Source organism: Pistricoccus aurantiacus, assembly GCF_007954585.1.
Lineage (GTDB): Bacteria > Pseudomonadota > Gammaproteobacteria > Pseudomonadales > Halomonadaceae > Pistricoccus > Pistricoccus aurantiacus.
Genome location: NZ_CP042382.1, coordinates 1,574,420 through 1,595,606 on the forward strand (window position 1 = coordinate 1,574,420; position 21,187 = coordinate 1,595,606).

18 protein-coding genes are annotated in these 21,187 nt (G+C 61.5%); 7 read left to right on the forward strand and 11 right to left on the reverse strand.

Annotated elements, in window-relative coordinates; translation table 11 throughout:
• Nucleotides 1-24 precede the first annotated feature (24 nt).
• On the forward strand, nucleotides 25-231 hold the full coding sequence (locus tag FGL86_RS07580; RefSeq protein ID WP_147184004.1) for an AbrB/MazE/SpoVT family DNA-binding domain-containing protein: 207 nt from the start codon (nucleotides 25-27) through the stop codon (nucleotides 229-231).
• A 33-nt stretch (nucleotides 232-264) separates the two neighbouring features.
• Here the strand turns inward: FGL86_RS07580 and FGL86_RS07585 are convergent, their stop codons facing one another.
• Nucleotides 265-702 carry a hypothetical protein gene (locus tag FGL86_RS07585; protein WP_147184005.1) on the reverse strand — a complete coding sequence of 146 codons (438 nt, stop codon included), beginning with the start codon at nucleotides 700-702 and terminating at the stop codon, nucleotides 265-267.
• Nucleotides 703-958: 256 nt separating this feature from the next.
• Here FGL86_RS07585 and FGL86_RS07590 point away from each other — a divergent pair, with 256 nt between their 5' ends.
• The gene (locus FGL86_RS07590) at nucleotides 959-1,582 is read left to right on the forward strand and encodes a YbhB/YbcL family Raf kinase inhibitor-like protein (RefSeq protein WP_147184006.1); all 624 of its coding nucleotides are present in this window, start codon (nucleotides 959-961) and stop codon (nucleotides 1,580-1,582) included.
• Nucleotides 1,583-1,640: 58 nt separating this feature from the next.
• Here the strand turns inward: FGL86_RS07590 and FGL86_RS07595 are convergent, their stop codons facing one another.
• From FGL86_RS07595 to FGL86_RS07635, 9 genes are all read right to left on the reverse strand, one after another.
• Complete coding sequence (locus FGL86_RS07595; RefSeq protein WP_147184007.1) at nucleotides 1,641-2,756, reverse strand: ABC transporter permease; 1,116 nt, start codon at nucleotides 2,754-2,756, stop codon at nucleotides 1,641-1,643.
• Nucleotide 2,757: 1 nt separating this feature from the next.
• Nucleotides 2,758-5,508 carry a ribosome-associated ATPase/putative transporter RbbA gene (rbbA, locus tag FGL86_RS07600; RefSeq protein WP_246131761.1) on the reverse strand — a complete coding sequence of 917 codons (2,751 nt, stop codon included), beginning with the start codon at nucleotides 5,506-5,508 and terminating at the stop codon, nucleotides 2,758-2,760.
• Nucleotides 5,505-6,584, reverse strand: a complete 1,080-nt coding sequence (locus tag FGL86_RS07605; RefSeq protein WP_246131762.1) for an HlyD family secretion protein — start codon at nucleotides 6,582-6,584, stop codon at nucleotides 5,505-5,507. The genes rbbA and FGL86_RS07605 overlap by 4 nt, the downstream gene beginning before the upstream one ends.
• Before the next feature lie 99 nt (nucleotides 6,585-6,683).
• Nucleotides 6,684-7,334, reverse strand: coding sequence for an ABC-type transport auxiliary lipoprotein family protein (locus FGL86_RS07610; RefSeq protein ID WP_222433807.1), 651 nt, complete (start codon nucleotides 7,332-7,334; stop codon nucleotides 6,684-6,686).
• Nucleotides 7,331-8,218, reverse strand: coding sequence for an MlaD family protein (locus tag FGL86_RS07615; protein ID WP_147184008.1), 888 nt, complete (start codon nucleotides 8,216-8,218; stop codon nucleotides 7,331-7,333). Before FGL86_RS07615 ends, FGL86_RS07610 begins: the two co-directional genes overlap by 4 nt.
• 1 nt (nucleotide 8,219) lies before the next feature.
• Entirely contained in the window at nucleotides 8,220-9,035 is an 816-nt protein-coding gene (locus FGL86_RS07620; protein ID WP_222433808.1) for an ABC transporter ATP-binding protein, read from the reverse strand.
• Nucleotides 9,029-10,165, reverse strand: coding sequence for an ABC transporter permease (locus FGL86_RS07625; protein ID WP_222433809.1), 1,137 nt, complete (start codon nucleotides 10,163-10,165; stop codon nucleotides 9,029-9,031). Before FGL86_RS07625 ends, FGL86_RS07620 begins: the two co-directional genes overlap by 7 nt.
• Complete coding sequence (locus tag FGL86_RS07630) at nucleotides 10,162-12,477, reverse strand: DUF3141 domain-containing protein (RefSeq protein ID WP_147184010.1); 2,316 nt, start codon at nucleotides 12,475-12,477, stop codon at nucleotides 10,162-10,164. The genes FGL86_RS07625 and FGL86_RS07630 overlap by 4 nt, the downstream gene beginning before the upstream one ends.
• Nucleotides 12,478-12,716: 239 nt before the next feature.
• A complete protein-coding gene (locus tag FGL86_RS07635; RefSeq protein ID WP_222433810.1) occupies nucleotides 12,717-14,453 on the reverse strand; it encodes a DUF3141 domain-containing protein in 1,737 nt (578 codons plus the stop codon).
• A 252-nt stretch (nucleotides 14,454-14,705) separates the two neighbouring features.
• Here FGL86_RS07635 and FGL86_RS07640 point away from each other — a divergent pair, with 252 nt between their 5' ends.
• Genes FGL86_RS07640 through FGL86_RS07650 form a run of 3 tightly spaced genes read left to right on the forward strand, consistent with a single transcriptional unit; the run spans nucleotide 14,706 to nucleotide 17,534 of the window.
• On the forward strand, nucleotides 14,706-15,647 hold the full coding sequence (locus FGL86_RS07640; protein WP_147184012.1) for a cobyrinic acid a,c-diamide synthase: 942 nt from the start codon (nucleotides 14,706-14,708) through the stop codon (nucleotides 15,645-15,647).
• Nucleotides 15,648-15,681: 34 nt separating this feature from the next.
• Entirely contained in the window at nucleotides 15,682-16,842 is a 1,161-nt protein-coding gene (locus FGL86_RS07645) for a toxic anion resistance protein (RefSeq protein ID WP_186764495.1), read from the forward strand.
• Nucleotides 16,839-17,534: an extensin-like domain-containing protein gene (locus tag FGL86_RS07650; protein WP_147184014.1), complete on the forward strand. Its 696-nt coding sequence runs from the start codon at nucleotides 16,839-16,841 to the stop codon at nucleotides 17,532-17,534. The genes FGL86_RS07645 and FGL86_RS07650 overlap by 4 nt, the downstream gene beginning before the upstream one ends.
• A 43-nt stretch (nucleotides 17,535-17,577) precedes the next feature.
• On the opposite strand, the gene FGL86_RS07655 is transcribed toward FGL86_RS07650, so the two are convergent.
• Nucleotides 17,578-17,823: a hypothetical protein gene (locus tag FGL86_RS07655; protein WP_147184015.1), complete on the reverse strand. Its 246-nt coding sequence runs from the start codon at nucleotides 17,821-17,823 to the stop codon at nucleotides 17,578-17,580.
• A 113-nt stretch (nucleotides 17,824-17,936) separates the two neighbouring features.
• On the opposite strand from FGL86_RS07655, the gene FGL86_RS07660 reads away from it, so the two are divergent.
• Both FGL86_RS07660 and FGL86_RS07665 read left to right on the forward strand, forming a co-directional pair.
• On the forward strand, nucleotides 17,937-19,751 hold the full coding sequence (locus FGL86_RS07660; RefSeq protein ID WP_147184016.1) for a monovalent cation:proton antiporter-2 (CPA2) family protein: 1,815 nt from the start codon (nucleotides 17,937-17,939) through the stop codon (nucleotides 19,749-19,751).
• Between the two features lie 23 nt (nucleotides 19,752-19,774).
• Nucleotides 19,775-21,148 carry an MFS transporter gene (locus FGL86_RS07665; RefSeq protein ID WP_246131763.1) on the forward strand — a complete coding sequence of 458 codons (1,374 nt, stop codon included), beginning with the start codon at nucleotides 19,775-19,777 and terminating at the stop codon, nucleotides 21,146-21,148.
• The last annotated feature ends 39 nt before the right edge of the window (nucleotides 21,149-21,187 follow it).

Below are 21,187 nucleotides of genomic sequence, written 5' to 3' on the forward strand. Positions count from 1 at the left end.
TCAATGATCGATGAGGAGGGCTGCATGAATACACTCACCATTTCTCCCAAATACCAGGTGGTTATCCCCAAGGAGATTCGTGAGGCGCTGCACCTTGCGCCGGGACAGAAGGTGCAGATTATCGCCCATGACAATCGTATCGAACTGGTTCCGGTACAGCCCATGCGTCATATGAGAGGGTTTCTCAAGGGTATCGATACGGATGTATCATGTGAAGAAGATCGTCCATGAATGTCGTCGACTCCTCAGGGTGGCTCGAATACTTCAGCCCAGGCCGATATCCGGACGCAGCCGGAAGATCTTGGCGAAGATCACCGCGCCGATGCCCCAGGCGCCGTTGACCACGAAGCCGCCCGCAAACTTCATGGGGAAGGTGTCGAAGTCGATACTGCCGCCCTTGATGGGGGTGACGATCAGCAGCGCCACCAGGGTCAGGGCGATACCGCCGAACAGCAGCCCCTTCCAGTACTGGCCGCGATCCACGTTGGCCCAGTCGAACAGCCACAGCATCAAGATGCCCCAGAGCCCGCCCCAGAAGCTTGCGGAGAACCATTTGGGCACGCCGAAGGGCGATACCGGGTCAGTCGCGAAAGGCGCGAAGGGAAAGCCCGCGTGAGCATGCATCAGGCCCACCGCCGCCTGATGAAAGCAGAGTACCGCCAGAAAGCCGGCAATGAAGGCAAGGCCAACGAAACGTGCCATAAAGACTCCTTTGAATCGAAAATTCGGAGCCTCATTATGGTGGAAGATCGCTGAAACTGCATGCGTAGCGGTCGGTAGACCGCGTCTTGCAAGGCTTCCATCAGAAAGCATGCAAAATAAAGGCAATGCGTACCCGGTGCGGGCGCCTAGACGTCGAATCCGGCGAGGCCCTTGAAAAATCCAGTGAAAAAGGCCACGAATAGGCAATAGCGAGCTAGGCTATATCAGGCACGATTCAACGACACAGGAGGTGACAATGAAACTGATCATACAGGGCATCCAGGATCAGCAGCCCATTCCCGAGAAGTTTGCTTTCGGCGTACCCGGCGACGGCGAGCCCATGGCCACCGGGCCGAATCGCAATCCCGCCTTGACCTGGGAAGATGCGCCGGAGAATACGAAGAGCTACGCCATCGTCGTGGTGGACCCGGATGTGCCCGAGGACGCCAGCGACGCCAATCAGCCCGGCAAGATGCTGGCGGCGGATCTCAAGCGGCGCAATTTCTATCACTGGGTGCTGGTGGATATCCCCGCCAAGACCAGCGCCATCGAGGAGGGCGCGGATTCCGATGGCGTCACGCCTCACGGCAAGGAGCCCGGCCCCACCGAGCTGGGACTTCGCGGCATCAATTCCTTCACCGACTTCCTGGCCGGCGACCCGGATATGGAAGGCACCTACGGGGGCTATGACGGCCCCTGCCCGCCCTGGAACGACGAGCGCATCCATCACTATCACTTCACGGTCTACGCGCTAGACGTGGAAACGCTCGGATTGAACGGCGAATTCACCGGGGTGGAAGCGGAAAAGGCCATTCAGGATCACGTGCTGGACAAGGCCACGGTGACCGGAACCTATACGCTCAATCCCGAGCTGCGCTAAAGAATATCGACTACAGTGACCTGCCGTCGCGGCCATCGAAGACCGCGACGGCGCAAGCTCAGTTCAACGACTTGCGCAGTCGGGACAGGGCGATGAAGAAGAACACGCCGCCGATGACCGCGAGCGCCAGAAGCTGTGGCCAGACGATACCCAGGCCCGCGCCGCGAAAGAGGATCGCCTGGGCCAGTTCGATGAAGTGAGTGGTGGGCGCCGCCAGCATGATGTCCTGAATGAACTCCGGCATGCTCTCTCGCGGCGTCATGCCCCCGGAGAGAATCTGCAGGGGTATCAGTACCAGAATGATCAAGAGCCCCAGCTGCGGCATCGAGCGCGCCAGGGTGCCGAAGAAGATGCCCATGGACGTCGTGGCGAACAGGTGCAGCGCCGCCCCCAGCATGAATAGGCCCAGCGAACCCGCGATGGGTATGTCTAGCCAGATTTGCACCACGAAACGCAAGGCAAAGGCGGAGGCCAGCAGCACCACCAGTCCCATGGACCACACCTTGGCTATCATGATCTCCACCGGGGTGATCGGCATGACCAGCAGGTGTTCGATGGTGCCGTGTTCGCGCTCGCGAATCAGCGCCGCGCCGGTCAGGATGATCGACAGCATGGTGATCTGATCGATGACCGAGTTGACCGCGCCGAACCAGCTGCGATCCAGGTTGGGGTTGTAGTTCATGCGCACCACCGCCTCCACCGGCAGCGCGTCCTGGCCGCGATAGCGCTGCAGGAAGGTGTTGATCTCGCTGTTGATGATCTGCTGGATATGCCCGGCGCCGGTGAAGGCCTGACTTACCTGGGTGGCGTCCACGTTGAGCTGAATGGCGGGCTGGCGTCCCCCGAGCAGGTCTCGCTGAAAATCCGGCGGAATATTCAGCGTGAAAGTGTATAAACCTTCATCCATGCCGGTATCCATCTGGGCATGGGTGATGGGTTCGGGCGGTACGAAGTAGGGCAGTTGAAAGCCATCGAGGATGCGATAGGAAAGCGGCGAGGGGTCCTCGTTGACCACGCCGATGGTGGCTCTGAAAGGCGCTTCCGGCACCGCGGTAGCGCTGGAATAAATGCTCAGGCTGAAGGCGTAGACGATCAACAGCATCAGGGCGGGGTCGCGGCTCAGGCTGCGTAGCTCCTTGATGCCGAGCTGAAATATATTGGTCAGGGATCGCATGTCATTTTTCCTGCTGTCTGAGCCCGGCGATGCTGAGCACCAGCAATATAGGGATGGCCAGCAGCAAGGGGATGAGATACGGATACAGATCCGCCATGCCCAGCGCCTTGGCGAATACTCCGCGGCTGATGATCAGGAAGTGAGCGGTCGGATAGATCTGGCCGACGAAAGCGCCAAAGCCTTCCATGGCGGAGACCGGATGGATCATGCCGGAGAACTGTATCGCGGGAATCAAGGTGACGATCATGGTGCCGAAGATGGCGGCGATCTGACTGTTGAGCACCGAGGAAATCAGCAGCCCGAGCCCGGTAGCACAAAAAATGTAGAGCAGCCCGGCGAGGCTCAACGTCAGGAAACTGCCCTTGACCGGCACGTCGAAGACGAAGATCGCCAAGGCTACCATGATCAGGAAGTTCATCATGCCCAGCGCCACATAGGGCAACTGCTTGCCCAGCAGGAATTCCGTACGGGTCACCGGGGTGACGTAGAAGTTGATGATCGAGCCCATTTCCTTTTCACGCACCACCCCGAGGGCGGTCAGCATCGCCGGAATCATCATCAGCAGTATGGGAATCACCGCCGGTACCATGGCGGGCAGGCTCTGCACGTCCGGATTGTAGCGGTAGCGCAGCGCCACCTCCGCGGAGACCGGGCTGGCGCCAACCGGCGCCTGCCGGGCCAGATTCTGCAGGTAGTCGATATGAATACCCTGGACATAGCCCTTGACCGTATCCGCTCGGGTCGGCATCGAGCCATCGACCCAGTAGGCGATCTGCGGATTGGCGCCGCGCTTGAGGTCGCGACCGAAGCCCGGGGGAATGATCACGCCGAGGCTGATCTCGCCGGTACGCATGCGCTCATCGAGTTGATTGATATTGGCCAGCGGCGGCTGCTCGATGAAATAGCGCGAGCCCGCCAGGTTCAGGGAATAGGCCTGGCTGGTGGAGGTCTGGTCGTAGTCGAGCACCGCATAGGGCAGGTCCTCCACGTCCATGCTGATGCCGTAGCCCATGATGAACATCAGGATCACGCTGCCGAGCAGAGCGAGGATGCCCCGCACCGGGTCGCGGCGCAGCTCCACGGACTCGCGATGGGCGTAGCTGTAGAGGCGCCTAAAGCTGAAGCGCGCCGGCGCCGCCGGTTCCGGAGCCTGCTCCGCGATCGTACGCGGCGCTTCGACGGGTGTCTCCGCCTCCGCATCCTCGTCGCTGGCGTCCTCGAGATAGGCGATGAAGGCGTCTTCCAGGGTCGCGGCGCCGCGTTTCTGCTGTAGCGCCTGAGGCGTATCGCTATCCAGCACCTTGCCCGCGTGCATCATCGACATGCGGTCGCAGCGCAGCGCCTCGTTCATGAAGTGGGTGGAGATGAAGATGGTGACCTGTTCTTCCCGGGACAGATGAATCAGCAGTTCCCAGAAGCCGTCCCGGGCTATCGGGTCGACTCCGGAGGTAGGTTCGTCGAGGATCAGTATTTCCGGCCTGTGGATCACCGCCACCGCCAGGGACAGGCGCTGACGCACTCCCAGGGGCAGACTCATGGGCAGACTGTCCGCCACGGATTCAAGAGAAAACCGTTCGAACATCTCCTGGATGCGTGGCTCACGTTCCTCTTCCGGAATCCGATACAGGCGCGCATGCAGCTCAAGGTTCTGACGCACCGTCAGTTCGCCATACAGGGAAAAGGCCTGAGACATGTAGCCGACCCGCTGGCGTATCTCCAGGTCGTTCGGATCCACCGGCTGGCCGAACAGGAAGGCTTCCCCCTCGCTGAAGGGCAGCAGGCCGGTCAGCATCTTCATGGTGGTGGACTTGCCACAGCCGTTTGAGCCCAGGAAACCGAAGATCTCGCCGCGTTCGATACGAAAGCTCACGTTATCCACCGCGGTGAAATCCCCGAAGCGCTTGGTCAGGCCATGAGCCTCGATGGCGATCTCGTCGCTGGACGCTCGCGGAGGTATTTTTACCTCTCGATGCTGAGCGCGCTTGGCTTCCGGCAGCAGGGCGATGAAGGCGGCCTCGAGATTCTCGCTGCCGGTGCGCTCGAGCAGCTCTTCTGGGGTGCCGGTGTCAAGAATCTTCCCGTCGTCCATGGCCACCAGCCAGTCGAAGCGCTTCGCCTCGTCCATGTAGGCGGTGGCCACCAGCACGCTCATCCGAGGGCGTTCCTGGCGGATGCGCGCGATCAAGTCCCAGAACTGGTTACGCGCCAAGGGATCGACCCCGGTGGTGGGCTCATCGAGAATCAACAGATCCGGATCGTGAATCAAGGCGCAGCACAGGCCGAGCTTCTGCTTCATGCCGCCGGACAGCTTGCCCGCCGGGCGTTCGGTAAAGGAATCGAGGCCGGTACTTTCGGTCAGATCCTCGATGCGGCGATCCCGCTCTTCCTTGCCCTGGCCGAACAGCCTGCCGAAGAACTCGAGGTTTTCTCGAATGCTCAGGGTGGGATAGAGGTTCTTGCCCAGGCCCTGGGGCATGTAGGCAATACGCGGACAGGTCACGCGGCGGTGCTCCGCGTCCGACATGTCACCGCCCATGACCTGGACGCTGCCCTGCTGAATGCGCCGCGCCCCGGACACCAGCGCCATCAGGCTCGACTTGCCGACCCCGTCCGGGCCGATCAGCCCTACCATCCGGCCGGCGGGAACCTCGAGGCTCAAGTCGTCCAGCGCCTTGACCTTGCCTTTCCGGGCCGAGCCGTACTCAAGCGTGACCCTTTCCAGGCTGGCGACGCTTTCCTGGGCTGCCATCATGGCGCCACATTGACCTGGAGTTCTTCAGGCCATTCCAGCTCCTCGTCGAGCTTGACGTAGGCCACCCCGGGCAGCCCGGTCTTGACCTGCTTGACGTATTTCATCAGCAGATCCGGATCAAGACGCGCCTTGACGCGAAACATCAGCTTCTCCCGCTCGTTCTCGGTTTCCACGGTCTTGGGAGTGAACTGGGCGACGCTGGAAACAAAGCTGATTCGCGCGGGCACCACGTAGTCAGGCACCGCATCCAGCACGATGTGCGCCGGATCGTCGATACCCACCCGGCCCACCTCGCGAGTGGGCAGGAAGAAGGTCATGTAGACATCGGTCAGATCCACCAGGTTGACGACCTTGGCCCCGGCGCCGAGTACTTCGCCGGGTTGGGCGATGCGATACTGCACCCGGGCGATACGATCCGCCTTGAGTTCGCTGTCGTCGATATCCGCCTGGATACGCGACACCGCGGCTTGGGCTGCCTCGACGGAGGATTCCGCTTCCACCGCCTGGGAGCGAGCGGATTCGATGGCGGCCTGGGCGGACAGCACCTGAGACGTCGATGCCGCCAGGGCCGCCTCGGCGCTCAGGCGAGCGGCCTGGTCGTCGTCGAGCTGCTGGCGGGAAATGGCATTACGTTGTACCAGGCTGGCGGAGCGCTGATAGCGCTTCCTTGCCGCGTCCAGTTCCGCCTGGCGCTGGTTGACCACCGCCTCGGCGGTGGCGCTCTCGCTCTCCCGTTGATTGATCACGCTACGCGCCGTGATCAGGGCATTTTCCGCCTGGCGCACCTGGGCCTTGGCCTGGGCCAGCTCCGCCTCCAGGGTGTCGGTATTCATGCGCGCGATGACCTGGCCCGGCTCGACGAAATCCCCCTCGTCCACCAGCACCTCCATCAGGCGGCCGGGGAGCTTGGTGGCCACGTCGATCTCCGTGGCCTCGATGCGGCCGTTGCCGCTGGCGAAACCTTCCGGCAGCCCTTGGGGTTTGAGCGTTTGCCAAACCAGCAAAGCGCCGATGCCCAGCACGGTGATGACAATCACCGCCGTGACCAGAGTCTTTCTACGAGATTGCTTCATCATGGGGTTCCCGTCTTTCAAAAAAGAAATAGTCTGAAATAATGAGCCGGCGAATCTTAGTCAAAGTCTAAGACAAGCGTCATGTCTTTCCCTTGACCTGCGTCACTCGGCCTGATGATCCTTGATATTGGCATGGCTCCAGTCGATAAGCTGGCGGCTGAGTTGATCTGCCGCCTCGCCGAACGCCTCGACGACGGACTCCAGTTGCTCGTCCTGACTCTCGATACCCACCGAGAAACGCCGGTTCGCCAGCAGACGATGCCTGGCGCCGTCGATCAGCTGAGCATCGAGACGAATGACCGCCCAGGGCTTGCCTTGGCGATATTCGCTGTGAAAGGCGCTCAGCTCGCTGAGCAGGATGACATCGCTTTTCACCGGACTGTTGCCGCCCACCACGCCGGCCAGACGGCCATCCTGACGAAAGGCCGCGATAAGGCGATCCCGCAGCAGGCTGGGGGCAGCGTCGCTCCAGCGCGCGCCCTGGTATGCCTTCAGCCGATTCGCCGTCGGCATCACCAGGATGCGTCGACCCTTCAAGGTTTCGTTGGCCTCGGGCGTGGCAACTCGCAGGATAGTCTCAAGCGGCGCCGTGCTCGAGGTATCGATGGGCTGAGTGGGCAGGACAAAGGTCTCGGACGGCGTCGAGCCGGACAGCAGCGTACAGGCCGGGAGCGTCGTCACCAGACTCGCGATCGCCAAGAGGAATATCCGTGAAATCCCTCGCCGCCTGTCGAACCCGAAACCAGACTTCATGGGGCAAACTCCTCGATGGCGTCTCGATTGAACAGATAATCGGAAGGGCTTTCCTCGAGCCGACGGGTGATGCGGTTCAGGTTGTTCAGCACGCTGTTGAGTTCGCTCAGGGCGGGACCGAGCTGCCCCAACCCGCGGTTGACGGAGGCGGCGTTACCCGCCAGCAGAGAATCGAGCCGGCGGCTGGTGCGTTCCAGTGTCGCCATCGCCCGCTGCGCGCTGTCGAACGCCTCGCTTCCCTGATTTTCCAGCAGGGCGTTGACTTGCTGACCGGCTCGGTTGAAATGTGCCACTGCCTGAGTGAGTTCACCCCGCTGCTCCGTCAGGGTAGTGGTGAGCTGTTCGATATCCACCAGTATGCGTTCGATCCGCTCTGTATTCTTCGGTGAGATCAGCCGGTTGGCGCTCTCCAGCAGCTGATCTAGGCTGCCGATCAGGGTTTCTCCATCCGCCAGAAACGAGCGCAGCGGCGAGGGTTGGGCAGTGATCACCGCCGGGGCGTCGCGGTCGCTTTCAAGGGTCGGGCTTTGTGGCGTACCGCCCCGCAGCTGGATACTCATGCTGCCGGTGATATTGGCCAGGGTCAGGCTGGCGCGGGTGTCGCTCTTGATGGGGACGTCGCTATAAATCCGCACCAGCGCCCGTACCTGGCTCGGATTCTCGGGATCCAGATAGAGATCCACCACATCCCCCACCTTGATGCCGTTGTATTGCACCGTATTACCGATGGCTAGTCCGCTGACCGCCTGATCGAAACGTATCTCGTAGTAGCTGTAGTCGCGTTCTACGCTGGACTTTCCCAACCATAGAGCGAAAAGCAGGCAGCCGCCAAAGGTAATGATGGCGAACAGACCGATCAACACATGATGGGCGCGAGGTTCCATATCAGCTTTCCTCCAGGGGGCGATGCGGTTGCCGCGCCGCCCGAGCGCGGGGGCCGTTGAAGTAGTCGCGGATCCAGGGATCGTCGACGTTTTCGACCACCTCGAGACGATCCGCCGCAAGAACGTGCCGCTGGGACAGCACCGCGACCCGATCGCAGGTGGTGTACAGGGTATCCAGATCGTGGGTGACCAGAAATACACTCAGTCCCAGCGCGTTTCGCAGGGTCAGCAGCAGCTGGTCGAAGTCCGCCGCGCCGATCGGATCCAGGCCGGCGGTAGGTTCGTCGAGAAACAGCACCTCCGGGTCCAGGGCCAGGGCGCGGGCCAGGGCGGCGCGCTTGATCATGCCCCCGGACAGCTCCGCAGGCGTCTGCAAGGCCGCATTCACCGGCAGCCCCACCAGCGCCAGCTTGACCCGAGCCAGAAACTCCGCCTCGGAGCGCTTGAGTCCGATATGCTCGATCATCGGCAGGGCCACGTTCTCCTGCAGGTTCAAGGAGGAGAACAGGGCGCCGCGCTGGAACAGCACGCCGAAACGTCGTTCCAGCCGAGAGCGCCGCTGGTCGGACAACTGCTGCAGATCCTCGCCGAAAACCTCGATACTGCCTGCATTGGGCCGGCGCAGTCCGACGATGCTGCGCAGCAGGACGGATTTTCCGCTGCCGGAGCCGCCTACGACGCCAAGAATCTCACCGGGATACAAATCCAGGTCGAGATGCTCGTGAACCACATGATCGCCGAAACGATTGACCAGATCGCGTATACGAATCAAGGGATAATCGTGACTCACCGGTCCATCTCCATGAAGACTCACCATCCCATTTCCATGAAAAACAGCGCGGCGATGGCGTCAAGCAGAATCACCATGAAGATGGACTGCACCACGCTTGAGGTGGTGTGTTCTCCCACGGACTGGGCGCTGCCGCTGACCTTGAAGCCTTCCAGACAGCCGATGGCCGCGATGAAGAAGGCGAAGACCGGCGCCTTGGAAAGGCCGACGAGGAAGTGTTTGAGAGGCACCCCCTGCAGGATGGTGACAAACTGCAATGCGGAAATATCCAGCACCAGAAGACATACCAGCGCGCCGCCGACAATGCCGCTGAGCATGCCGATAAAGGCCAGAATCGGCAGGGTCACCAGGAGTGCCAGCACCCGGGGAAGCACCAGCAGCTCGACGGTGCTCAATCCCAGGGCACGCAGGGCGTCGATTTCCTCGTTGGCCTTCATCGAGCCGATCTGGGCGGTGAAGGCGCTGGCGGTGCGTCCGGCAAGCAGAATGGCGGCCAGCAGCACGCCGAACTCCCGCAGGAACGAAAAGGCGATGAGGTCGACGGTGTAGATCGTCGCACCGAAGTTTTGTAACACCGTGGCCCCCAGAAAGGCCACCACCGCACCGACCAGAAAGGTCAGCAGGGCGACGATGCCGACGGCGTTGAGGCCGGTCTGATGAATTTGCGCCACCAGCGCGGTTATCCGCCAGCGGCCGGGGCGCCAGAGTGTGGTAATCAGCGAGCTCAGGATTAGGCCGATAAAACCCAGCAATAAACGCTGTTGCCGCAAGAACGCCTCGACTCCCTCGCCGGTACGGGCCAGAAAAGCGACAAGCGGTGATGGCGCATGGCTTTCCGGCGTCAGCGGCTCCGCCATGGCACGGATCACCGTATCGAGCAGCGCCTGGCGTGCCGGGGGCAAGCCCGGCGCCTCCCGGGTCAGCCTGGCCAGATTCTCCGCACCCAGCAACTCCACCAGCAGGGCTGCGCCGGCGGTATCCAGGGTATTCAATCCGCCAAGATCGATATTCAGGACAGCGTTTTTTCCGGCCTGCGCCTTGAACGCATCGACCTGGTTCCGGAGTTTCGCGTAGTGCGCCAGGGTCCAGTCACCGGCGATATGCAAGCCGCCAGGCCGGTCATCGAGACGACCGGCCCGATCCATGCCTGGGCTCATGTTGCTTTCGATACTTTGCCTTTCGATACGCTACCTTTCGATGCGCTGTCTTGCGACGGCTGCTCGAACAGCTCCTGTAACTGACGCCATAGCTTTCCGGTATCACCCTCGCCGTTGCACCAGGCCGGCTCGATCCTGGGGATGGTGTCGAGTATGCGCTGCCGGGTCTCTTCGTCCGGTACCAGATTCGGCAGCTGCTGCAGGCTTTCCTCCGGATAGGCGAAGACCAGCAGATTCTGCTGGCGGGTGATCTCGCGGATCGTCGCGAGATCCGGAAGATGCGTCGCCGCCTTGCGATAGCCCTGAACGACGGTCTCCAGTACGGACTTGGAAAGCTTGCCCTCCGCCTTGGCGAACAGCAGCAGCACCCGCAGACTTGCTTCCAGTTCGCCGCCTTCCGGCAAGGCGTCCTTGAGCCGCTCGATGCGTTCGCGTTCCTCGCTTTCGTCGCGACGTATTTCCGTGGGCGAGCGGGTGGTGCCACTGAGCAGGCTCAGATAGCCGTAGATCGCATGAAACATGGTCTCGTTGCTGGCATCACGGATATCCCGCCAGGTATCCAACGTATTGACGATATTGCGTGACGCCAAGTCCTGCCAGGCCAGCAGCGGGTTTTGTGGGCTAACAGGATGGCGAGTTTCCCGCGCCTGCTCCGCGGCGCCGGGCAGCCACCAGAGAAATGGATTCTGGCTGCCCCAGAGACTGCGCTTGAGACGAAACGGATGGGTCTTGCGCAGCGCCTCCGCCATGGGCTCGTTGATTGCCCGACTGAGCCAGGGGCGTACCATCCAGCCGTAAAGATTGCTGGTGACCTCGGAGACGCGATCGACTTCGATGAATTCCCAGTCCTCGTCGTGTTCGTCCGAGTCGAGGGCTCGGATATCCGCAATGCCACGAGATTCAAAATGCACCTGGTACTCGGCGGCATCGCCATCAGGGCTTTTATCGATGATCAGCTCATAGAGTCCCGGCGGCAGCGCCTTGATCTCGTCGATGGCATTGATCATCTGGCGATGCTCGCGACGCGCCACCCTGCCGGAAACGAAGATGCCCAGGTGCCCGGTGCTGGCGTGCTTGAGATAGACGATGGTGCGCCCGGCGCTCTGCAGGGCAAGATCGTCCGGGTAGAGATCGGCGATCCAGTCCAGCGCCTGCTGGGGCGGGGTGATGTTGTCGCCGTAGGAGCAGAACACCACCACTGGCGCCTCCACAGCGCGCAGATCAAGCAGGTTACCGCTGCCGCTGGTGGCGCCGGCCAGCCGATTGCCGATGAACAGATCATCGACTATAGCTTCGATTTCCTCCGCATTGAACAGGTTGGGGCTTCCCCACCAGCGCTCGAAATCGAGAAAGCGAGGCGCTTCGCTGTCGATATTCGCATAAAGCTGGTAGCCCTTGGACCACAGGGTATGAGAAGGGTTGAGATCCTCGAAATTGCTGACCAGCCAGGCACCGTCGAAGCGCCCGTTACCCAGATCGCTGGCTAGCCGGGTGGCCCAGGCGCCGCCCATCAGGCCACCGGCGTAACGCATCGGATTGCTGCCGTTTTCGCCGGCCCAGTAGGCCAGCGGTGCACCGTTGACGATGACCAGTCCCGGCAGCTCCGGGCGGGCGGCGGCAAGCCCCATCAAGGCCCAGCCCGCCTGACAGTTGCCGATGACCACCGGTTTGCCGGCCTTCGGGTGCCGCGCGGTCACCCGTTCGATAAAGCGCATCTGCGCCATCGCCACATCGATCATGGTCTGGCCGGGTTCCGGTGAATAGTCGAAGGCGATGAAGTAGGTGGGATGCCCGGCGCGCAGGCTTTCGCCGATTTCCGAATCCTGCTTGAAGCCGCCGATGCCGGCGCCGTGGCCGCCCCGCGGGTCGATGACGATCACCGGCGCCAGACTATCGTTGACAGGCAAGTTCGCGTCGATGGGCTGATCCCGGTCCGGCAGAATACGCAGCAGGGAATAGTTGACCGGAATCTCGAGATCGGCGCCGTCCAGCAGCACTTCGTAATCGAACTTGAGCAGCGGCGGCGAGCCGGCCTGCTCGTGAGCCAGGGTATTGTCCGCGCGCTTTTGGAGGGTATCCCAGAACAGCAGGCTGCGTTCTCCCGCATCCACCAGGTAGTCAAGCCAGTCGCCGGGGCTGGGGATTTTCAGCTCGCCTTCGATCACGGGCTCCATGATATCCTGCTGGCGCTCCTGCAGGTTGCCAAGCAGATTGTGTCGATGCAGTTGACGCAGCCCGGTGAGGTTATCGATCAGCTGACGAACGGCTTCGCGGTCCGCCGAATAATGACTGACGTCGTCTTGTCGATCCATGGAAACTCCTTTCGAAGCGACACGCCGGCGCTGATACCCTTTAATCTCTGAACTTTCGATTTCCAACCCGCAATTTCCAGCTCGTTGCGGCTCGTTGTGGATAGTAGCAGTGGCGCGTCAAACAATTAGTTGCCTATTAATATACCCCACAAGATACCTCATTGTCCTTGTCTCAGGACAATAGCAATGAACTTCGCTGACTTGGGCTTGTTTCACCTTTCGCTGTTCTGCCTTGAAATCTATCGGGTTTCGTCATGCCCCTTGGCAGTGGGGGATGACTTGGTGGCGGGAGTGGACCTGGTGTCGTTGAACATGCTCAGATAATCGTAGAAAGCATGAAAGGCGAGTTTATCCCCGGCGCTGCGTATCTCACCCCAGCTGTCCAGGGCGTTCGCAATATTGCGAGACGTCAGCTCCTGCCAGGCCAGCAGCGGATTGTCCGGCCGCGCTGGATGTCGCGTGCGACGGGTTTGCTCCGCAGCGGCGGGCAGCCACCACAGAAATGGGTTATGACTGGCCCAGACCCTGCGCCGCAGGCGAAAAGGGTGCGTCTGACGCAGGGTCTCCGCCATCGGCTCGCTGATCGCTCGGGAAAGCCAGGGTCGTACCATCGAGCCGTAAAGGTGGCTCGTAAGCTCGGAGACGCGATCGGCTGCGATAAACTCCCGCTCTTCGTCTCGGCCGTCCTGTGTATCAACCGCCAGGATATCGGCGATGCTACGGGCTTCGAAACGTACTCGACGCTCGACCGCGTCGCCGGCGCGGATATCCTCGATGATCAGTTCAAAGCGCCCCGGCGGCAGTGCCTTGATGTCGTCGATGGACCTGATCAGCTGCCGATGCTCGCGACGCGCTACCTTGCCGGAAACGAAGATGCCCAGATGATCGATACTGCCATGCTTGAGATAGACGATGGTGCGTCCGGCGGTTTGCAGCGCGCGATCGTCCGGATAGAGATCACCGATCCAGCCCAGTGCCTGCCGGGGCGGCGTGATGGTGTCACCGTCCGAGCAGAACACTACTATCGGCGCTTCGATGGCACGCAAGTCGAGGAGATCGGCGCCGCTGCCCTCGGTACCGATCAGGCGATTGCCGATAAATAGCCCATCGAAGATGGCGTCGATTTCCCGGGCATTGAACAGGCTGGGGCTGCCCCACCAGCGCTCGGCGTCGAGGAAGCGGGTCGTTTCGCTGTCGATATTGGCGAAAAGCCTGTATGGCTTGGTCCAGAAGGCTTCGGAGGGATTGTGGTTTTCATAATTGTTGACCATCCAGGCCCCGTCGAAGCGACCGTTACCAAGATCGCTGCCTAGCTGGGTGATCCAGTTGCCTCCCAGCAAACCGCTGGTATAGCTCATCGAGCTTCGCCCCTTGCCGACTCGATAGGTCAGTGGGGAGCCGTTGAGTATGATCAGTCCCGGCAGTTCCGGACGGGCGCAAGCGAGTCCCATCAAGGCCCAGCCCGCCTGGCAGTTGGCAATGATCACCGGCTTGCCCGCTTTCGGATGCCGCGCGGTGACGAGTTCGATAAAGCGTATCTGGGCCATCGCCGCGTCGGTCAGAGTCTGGCCGGGTGCCGGAGAGTAGCCGAAAGCGATGAAGTAGGTCGGATGGCCGGCGCGCAGGCTCTCGCCGATTTGCGAGTCCTGCTGGAACCCGGCGATTCCCGGGCCATGGCCGCCACGAGGATCGATGAGGATAACCGGCGCCAGCGTCTCGTCAATGGGTTGGTTCTCGCCGGGCAGGATGCGCAGCAGCGAATAGTTGACCGGCGTATCCAGGCCGGCGCCATCCATCAGGATTTCGTAATCGAAATCGAGTAGCGGTGGCGATCCAGCTTGCTCATGGGCCAGGAGTGTGTCTGCCCGTTGGCGCAGGGTATCCCAGAGCAGCAGACTGCGTTCGCTTGCATCCTGAAGGTACTCGAGCCAGTCGCCGGCTGTTGGAGGTGCTGGAAGGTTGCTTCGTGGATTCATGGAAACTCCTTGCGAAGTCACCTTGTTCAGCATTTGCTTGTTCTTGGTTTTCTAACCGGGCAGGAAACCCCTGGTGATTCGCTAAATAATTATTGGGCTATCAGTATAGCCAATAGTGATACGCTGTCGCTGCCGATCCAAGCCAAGTCGCAATGAACTTCGCTGCCCCGTGCTTATCCTACCTTTCAACTTACGTCATTTTTTTCCTTGCCTTACAATCGATGCTTGTCTAGCCATTGGACATAACGCTGCATGCTGGAATTTCTTCAAGGGTTTTCCTACGGGCTGTTCCTTTCCTGCCTGCCTTGGTTCGTGATCGGCCTGGTCAGCCCACGCCATGCCCTGGGCACCCTGCGACCGGAGCGTCTGCAGGTATTTATCCGTTACTGGTTCGTCGTGCCTTTCCTGGCGGGACTGCTGTGGCTGACTTCGCTGTGGGGCGGTTTCGGGCCCTCTCTGGGCGGATGGCTGGCGGGTCTCGCGGCGATCGCCGTGGAGATTCCCCTGGAACGGCGCTTGCGGGGCTGGTGGGAAAGGCGCAAGCAGAAACGCCTCGATGCCCAGCGCCAGCGCGAGATCGCCAAGCGTCAGGCGGAGCAGGCTCGCCAGGCCCGGGAAAGAGGCGAAGAAAGCCTCGATCCGCAGCATCCGCCGGCGGATGCGGACGATGTGATCCTGGCGCTGTGCAGTGCCAAGGCGCGCCTGCTGGCGGCCAGGCAGCCAGCCCTTGCTCAGCAGGCAGATCGGGTTTACGGGCGTTATCGCAAGGTGATCGCGGTATTGCTGGAGCGCTTCGAGGTGGGAGAGCTCGCCTTCGAGCGCGCCCGCTCCCTGGTGGCGGAAGTCTGTTTCGCGGCGGTGGACAACTTGACCGCCATGGCCGCTCAAGCCAGCGGCGTGGCGGGGGTGGACAGCGACCACGTGCGCCGGCGGCTGTCACTCGAAAGCGGCCGGCTTTCCCATACGGAACGCCTGGCCTTGGAGCGACGCCTGGCGCTGGTGGAGGACACGCATCGCCATCTTCGTGAACTCAGCGCCCGCAACGAAACCGCTCTGACCGCCTTGGACAACGCGGCGGTGGCCATGGCTCGAGTGGATACTCGCCGTCCCCAGGCGTCCGTCAGCGCGGATCAGGCGTTGGGGGACCTGCAGAACTTCGTCGCTCGGGCAGAGCGTTATGGCCGCGGCCCTTGAGTTTTCATTTTATTTCCTGAGGACGCCTCGACTTATGCAAATCCCGCAAAACTCTCGGCATCAGACCCTATACCTGCCGGCGACGGAGGAGATCGCCGCGGATCTGGCGCATAAGCCCGGCGCACATCATGAAGAGGCGGGCCTGGAAAAGCAGGCAGAGCGCTTCGTGACGGAGCTGCTGGCCCAGAACCAGGCGCGCCAGTCCCAACGCCGCCACGTGGACGAACTGGGCAGCGAGATTCAGCGCCAGGCCGCCTATCAGAGCGAGCTGCTCAAGACCCCCATGCGCACCCTCGCCGAGCAGGGAGAGGAAGGCGGTCCGGTGGCTCAGGCGCTGACCGGCCTGCGTGAGCGCATGCGCGAGCTCGATCCACAGCGCCATCGTTTGAGCCGACGAGGTATCGATCGGGTGCTGAAATTCATTCCCGGCATGAGCACCGGCCTCGAGCGCTACTTCCAGAAATACGAAAGCGCTCAGCAGGCGCTGGATGCGATCATCCACGATCTCGAAGCCGGCAAGGATCGGCTGGGTCGCGACAACCTGACCTTGACGGACGACCAGCAAGCGCTGGAGGAAAGCACGGAGAAACTTCAGGAGCAGGTCGAGCTGGGCCAGCTGATCGACCGCCGCCTGATGCGTCGAGCCGAGGCGCTTCCCCAGGAAGACCCGGAGCGCGCCTTCATCGAGGAAGAGCTGCTGTTCCCGCTGCGTCAGCGCATCGTCGATCTGCAGCAGCAGCTGGCGGTCAGCCAGCAGGGCGTGCTGGCCCTGGAAGTGATCATCCGCAACAACCGGGAGCTGATGCGCGGGGTGGACCGGGCCATCAACGTTACCGTCTCGGCGCTGAGTGTGGCGGTGACCGTGGCCCTGGGGCTGGCCAATCAGCGCCTGGTGCTGGACAAGGTCGAAGCGCTCAATGCCACCACCTCGGACATGATCGCCGGTACCGCCCAGGCGCTGCGCCGTCAGGGTACGGATATCCAGACCCGCGCCGGCTCGGCGATGCTCGACATGCAGAAGCTCGAACAGGCCTTCGGCGACGTCATGGCGGCCATCGACGATGTTTCTCGCTATCGTCGCGAGGCGCTGCCACGGCTGGCGGAACAGGTTCAACGCCTGGACGGCCTGTCTCGCCAGGGCGGCGAGGTCATCGAACGCATGCAGCGCAGCCGCGACGAGTCGCCGCCGCGGTGAAGCGCGCGCTGCTTCTGCTTGCCTTGATCGCCATTGGCGTCGCCTTCGACAAGGGCGTCTGGGCGATTCCCCGAGAGTGGAATCCTTTCGAGCCGCTGTATATTCAGGATCCGATTACTCCGGTCACCCGCTGGAAACTCAAGCGGCTCCAGAGCGATCGCCAGGGTTGCCTGGCGGCGCTGGAAACGTTGCCGAAAGACGAGCTCGATTATCAGGCGCTGACGGACTATGTGCCGGCCCCCAACTGCCCGCTCACCAACGTGATACGTCTGAACGCCAGCGGCGTGGAGTTCAATCGCAGCTTCGTGGCGACGTGTCCCCTGGTGCTGGCCTGGTTGATGTTCGAGTACCATGACCTGCAGCCGGCGGCGCGGAATGTACTTGGCAGCCCGGTCAGCCGAGTCGAGCACTACGGCAGCTTCGCCTGTCGCAATATCTACGGCCGCGAAAAAGGCCGGCGCAGCGCTCATGCTTTCGCGGCAGCGCTGGATGTGGCGGCTTTCACGCTTGAAGACGGACGACGGATAAGCGTGCTGGAGGATTGGCCAAAAGAAGGAGGGAAAGGAGAGTTTCTTCAGGAAGTGCATCAAGGCGCCTGCCGACGTTTCGCCACGGTATTGGGGCCGGACTACAATGCCGCCCATGCCAATCACTTCCATTTGGCCATGGGCGGATACAGGTTATGTCGCTAGTTCATGAATGGATGTCAGAGAGCTATCGAGATCCGGTTTTCATTCAATAACTGGTGCTGTTGTCTTCCACGGGGATGGTGGTGGTGGATGAACCGGTGCCTGCCCCCATGCCGCCGCTCGGTTCGCCGGTGGTGTCGGCTTGCGGATCCGGCGTTACGCTGGTCGTGCTTGAACCGGCAGCCGCGCCCATCCCACCGGGCTCACCGCGGGACTCTCCGCCGGAGGTATTACAACCTGCCAGCGCCACCAATGAAGCTCCCAGCAGTAAGCCAAGCCATTTATTTTTCATGCGAAAATTCCTTTTTATCGAGAGGTAGGCCTTTATCATAGGCACTAACGTGAAAAGAGCACAAAAAATACGCTTTGTGATATTTCGTTAACTTTTGCCCTGGAGCAGGATCCTTGGATACTGGATTGATCTATTCCGCCCTGGTGTTTCTCGTCGCTGCGGTAGCGGTGGTGCCACTGTGCAAGTGGCTAGGGCTTGGCGAGGTGCTGGGTTATCTGCTGGCCGGGGTGGTGATCGGCCCTACGACGCTGGGCCTGGTGAGCGAGCCGGAACAGGTACTGCGGTTTTCCCAGATCGGCATCATTTTTCTGCTGTTCGTCATCGGCCTTGAACTCAAGCCCTCGCGTCTCAAGCTGATGCGCAGGGCGGTCTTTGTCTTCGGCAGCCTGCAGCTTGCTACGGCGAGCCTGGCCATTGCCCTGGTCGCCTGGCTGTTGGGACTTCCCCCTGCAGCGGCGCTGATCGTCGGCTTCAGCCTGGGGCTCAGCTCGACGCCGCTGGTGCTGCAGCTGTTGGTGGAGCGCAAGGAGCTGCAGAGCCGGCACGGTCGATATGCGTTTTCGATTCTGCTGTTTCAGGATCTGGCCGCCATTCCGGTACTGGCGCTGATTCCTTTCCTGGGTGTAGGCACCAGTCTCGAAGATGATCCCATGGGCCTGTACGATGATATCGCCCTGGGGATAGGCGCGTTTCTGGTGCTGATCCTGGGGGGGCGTTACCTGATGCGCCCGTTGTTTCGCCTGGCGGCCAATGCCCATAGTCGAGAAGTGTTCATGGGGGCCGCGCTGATGGTGGTGTTGGGAGCCGCGCTGCTGATGGAAGAAGCCGGGCTTTCCATGGCGCTGGGTGCATTTATCGCCGGCGTGCTGCTGGCGGACTCGGAGTACCGTCCCGCCATCGAGGCGGATATCCAGCCCTTCAAGGGAATGCTGCTGGGGCTTTTCTTCATGGCGGTGGGCATGACCACCCAGATCGGCCTGCTGTTGGATTCGCCGGTCATGATCCTGAGTCTGGTGCTGGGTCTGATGACGCTCAAGTTCGTGGCAATGCTGCTGGCGTCGCGGCTTTATGGGCTGCCTTGGCTGAAATCGACCCGGCTCGGATTGCTTATGGCCCACGGCGGGGAATTCGGCTTCGTGCTGCTCTCAAGTGCCTTGGCCGCGGAGCTGCTGGACGCCTCACTGGTCAATACGCTGATTCTGGTGGTCTCGCTTTCCATGGCGCTGACACCATTGCTCAACGCTCTGGTGCTGAGCTCGTCGCTGTTCAGGCTCAGGCCCCCTGCCAGGGATTTCGATCAGCCCACGGATGACACTCCCGAAGTGCTGATCATCGGTTTCAGCCGTTTCGGCCAGGTGGTGGGGCGAGTGCTGCAGAATCTCAAGATTCCCTACACGGTACTGGACAGCAACCCGGAGCAGGTGGATTTCGTGCGTCGCTATGGCAACCAGGTCTATTTCGGCGATGCGACTCGTCTCGATTTGCTCGAAGCCGCCGGGGCGGGGCGGGCGCGGCTGCTGGTATTGGCGGTAAGCGATGTGGAGATGTCGGTGCGCGTGGCCAAGCTGGTCAAACAACATTTTCCCCAGGTGAAAATCCTCGCCCGGGCACGGGATCGATACCATGCCCAGATATTGATGCGTCTTGGTATCCCGGTGGTGATTCGTGAGTTGCTGCTGTCGAGTCTCGAGATGTCTCGCCAGGTGCTCAGCGAGCTGGGCGTATCCGAGCATCAGGCCCAGCATACCATCGAGACCTTTCGCCGCCATGACGAGCATATGCTGACGCGGCAGATGGAGATTTCCCAGGACGAGCAGCAGCTGATACAGAGCGTGCAGGAGGCCAACCGGGAGCTGCAGGAGATTTTCGAGGAAGACGAGCAAAGCCTGACCCCGGGCACCCTCAAGGTGTCGCCTCGCAGCTCATGAATAACTCGCAGGAAAGTTCGTCCATGTCAGGGTATTCCGCTGCCGAGCGTCTCTCTTCCAGGCCCTATGCCTCCCGCAAGGAAATCTTCGGCTGGGCGATGTTCGACTTCGCCAATCAGGCCTTTACCCTCTTGATCATCACCGTGGTGTTCGGCGAGCTCTACACCACGGTGATCGTCGGCGACCGGGGCGATGATTATCGCCTTGCCAACCTCTTGTGGAGCGCGGCCCTGGCGATCAGCTATCTGCTGGTGGTGATCCTGGGGCCCTTGTGCGGGGCGGTGATGGATTACGCCGCCGCCAAGAAGCGCTTTCTCTTCATCAGCTATCTGGCCACGGTGATCGCCACCGGGCTGCTCTACTTCGTTGCCCCGGGTTACGTATGGCTGGGATTCCTGCTGATCGTGCTCTCCAACACCGCCTATTCCCTGGGAGAGTCCTTTATCGCCGCCTTCCTGCCGGAACTCGGTCCGCCCAGGAGTCTCGGCAGGATTTCCGGTTTCGGCTGGGCCCTGGGCTATGTCGGCGGGCTTTTTGCCGCGGGCTTTACTCTGGTGGTGCTCGGCGATACCAGCGCGGAAAACTTCGAACGCATTCGCTGGGTCGGGCCTTTCGCCGCCGGTTTCTTTCTGGTGACGGCGATTCCCACCTTCCTGTGGCTCAAGGAGCGCGGCGTGGCCACATCGCTGCCGCCGAGGGTGAGCTATACGGACATCGCGCTGGCCCGAGTGCGCCAGACGCTCCAGGATCTCCGGCGCTTTCGCGACCTGGCGATCTTTCTGGTGTCGCTCTTGTTCTCCATGGCCGGGGTCTACATCATCATCGCCTTCGCCTTTATCTACGGCGCCCAGGTGATCCGCTGGGACGAGTCGGTGCGCAACCTGATGTTCATCATCGTGCAGATCACCGCGGCGGTAGGCGCCCTGGGCTTCGGCTTCATTCAGGATCGCATCGGCGCCAAGATCACTTATCTCTTCACGCTGGTGCTGTGGGTGGCGGCGATTCTCGCTATCTGGGCGACCCCGGAGGTCACTGCCTGGCTCAATGCCTGGCTGGGACTCGACTGGCAGGCCCAGCATCTCTTTCTGGTGGTGGGCTGTCTCGCCGGGCTCAGCCTGGGCTCGAGCCAGTCCGCCAGCCGCGCCCTGGTGGGGCTCTTCTCGCCCCGAGACAAGGCGGCGGAATTCTTCGGCTTCTGGGGCTTGGCCAACAAGCTCGCCGGGGTGATCGGCATCGTCGGGCTGGGGCTTCTGCAGGCGGTGGTGGGGCTGAAAGCCTCGATTCTTCTGTGCGCGGCGCTATTCATCCTGGCTATTCTGATATGCCTGTCGGTGAATCAGGCTCGCGGGCAGCGTGCCGCCGAGGCATGGGAACGTCGCGAGATCGCTGCGTACTAAGCAAGTCAATTCAGGAAGTTTTTGAACCTGTGGCATTCA

Coding starts and splice junctions, on each gene's coding strand:
- FGL86_RS07585 (WP_147184005.1), bottom strand. CDS start 702: ATGGCACGTTTCGTTGGCCTTGCCTTCATTGCCGGCTTTCTGGCGGTA.
- rbbA (WP_246131761.1), bottom strand. CDS start 5,508: ATGATGGCAGCCCAGGAAAGCGTCGCCAGCCTGGAAAGGGTCACGCTT.
- FGL86_RS07605 (WP_246131762.1), bottom strand. CDS start 6,584: ATGATGAAGCAATCTCGTAGAAAGACTCTGGTCACGGCGGTGATTGTC.
- FGL86_RS07625 (WP_222433809.1), bottom strand. CDS start 10,165: ATGAGCCCAGGCATGGATCGGGCCGGTCGTCTCGATGACCGGCCTGGC.
- FGL86_RS07655 (WP_147184015.1), bottom strand. CDS start 17,823: ATGAAAAATAAATGGCTTGGCTTACTGCTGGGAGCTTCATTGGTGGCG.
- FGL86_RS07635 (WP_222433810.1), bottom strand. CDS start 14,453: ATGAATCCACGAAGCAACCTTCCAGCACCTCCAACAGCCGGCGACTGG.
- FGL86_RS07630 (WP_147184010.1), bottom strand. CDS start 12,477: ATGGATCGACAAGACGACGTCAGTCATTATTCGGCGGACCGCGAAGCC.
- FGL86_RS07615 (WP_147184008.1), bottom strand. CDS start 8,218: ATGGAACCTCGCGCCCATCATGTGTTGATCGGTCTGTTCGCCATCATT.
- FGL86_RS07665 (WP_246131763.1), top strand. CDS start 19,775: ATGTCAGGGTATTCCGCTGCCGAGCGTCTCTCTTCCAGGCCCTATGCC.
- FGL86_RS07595 (WP_147184007.1), bottom strand. CDS start 2,756: ATGCGATCCCTGACCAATATATTTCAGCTCGGCATCAAGGAGCTACGC.
- FGL86_RS07610 (WP_222433807.1), bottom strand. CDS start 7,334: ATGAAGTCTGGTTTCGGGTTCGACAGGCGGCGAGGGATTTCACGGATA.
- FGL86_RS07590 (WP_147184006.1), top strand. CDS start 959: ATGAAACTGATCATACAGGGCATCCAGGATCAGCAGCCCATTCCCGAG.
- FGL86_RS07645 (WP_186764495.1), top strand. CDS start 15,682: ATGCAAATCCCGCAAAACTCTCGGCATCAGACCCTATACCTGCCGGCG.
- FGL86_RS07640 (WP_147184012.1), top strand. CDS start 14,706: ATGCTGGAATTTCTTCAAGGGTTTTCCTACGGGCTGTTCCTTTCCTGC.
- FGL86_RS07580 (WP_147184004.1), top strand. CDS start 25: ATGAATACACTCACCATTTCTCCCAAATACCAGGTGGTTATCCCCAAG.
- FGL86_RS07620 (WP_222433808.1), bottom strand. CDS start 9,035: ATGGTGAGTCTTCATGGAGATGGACCGGTGAGTCACGATTATCCCTTG.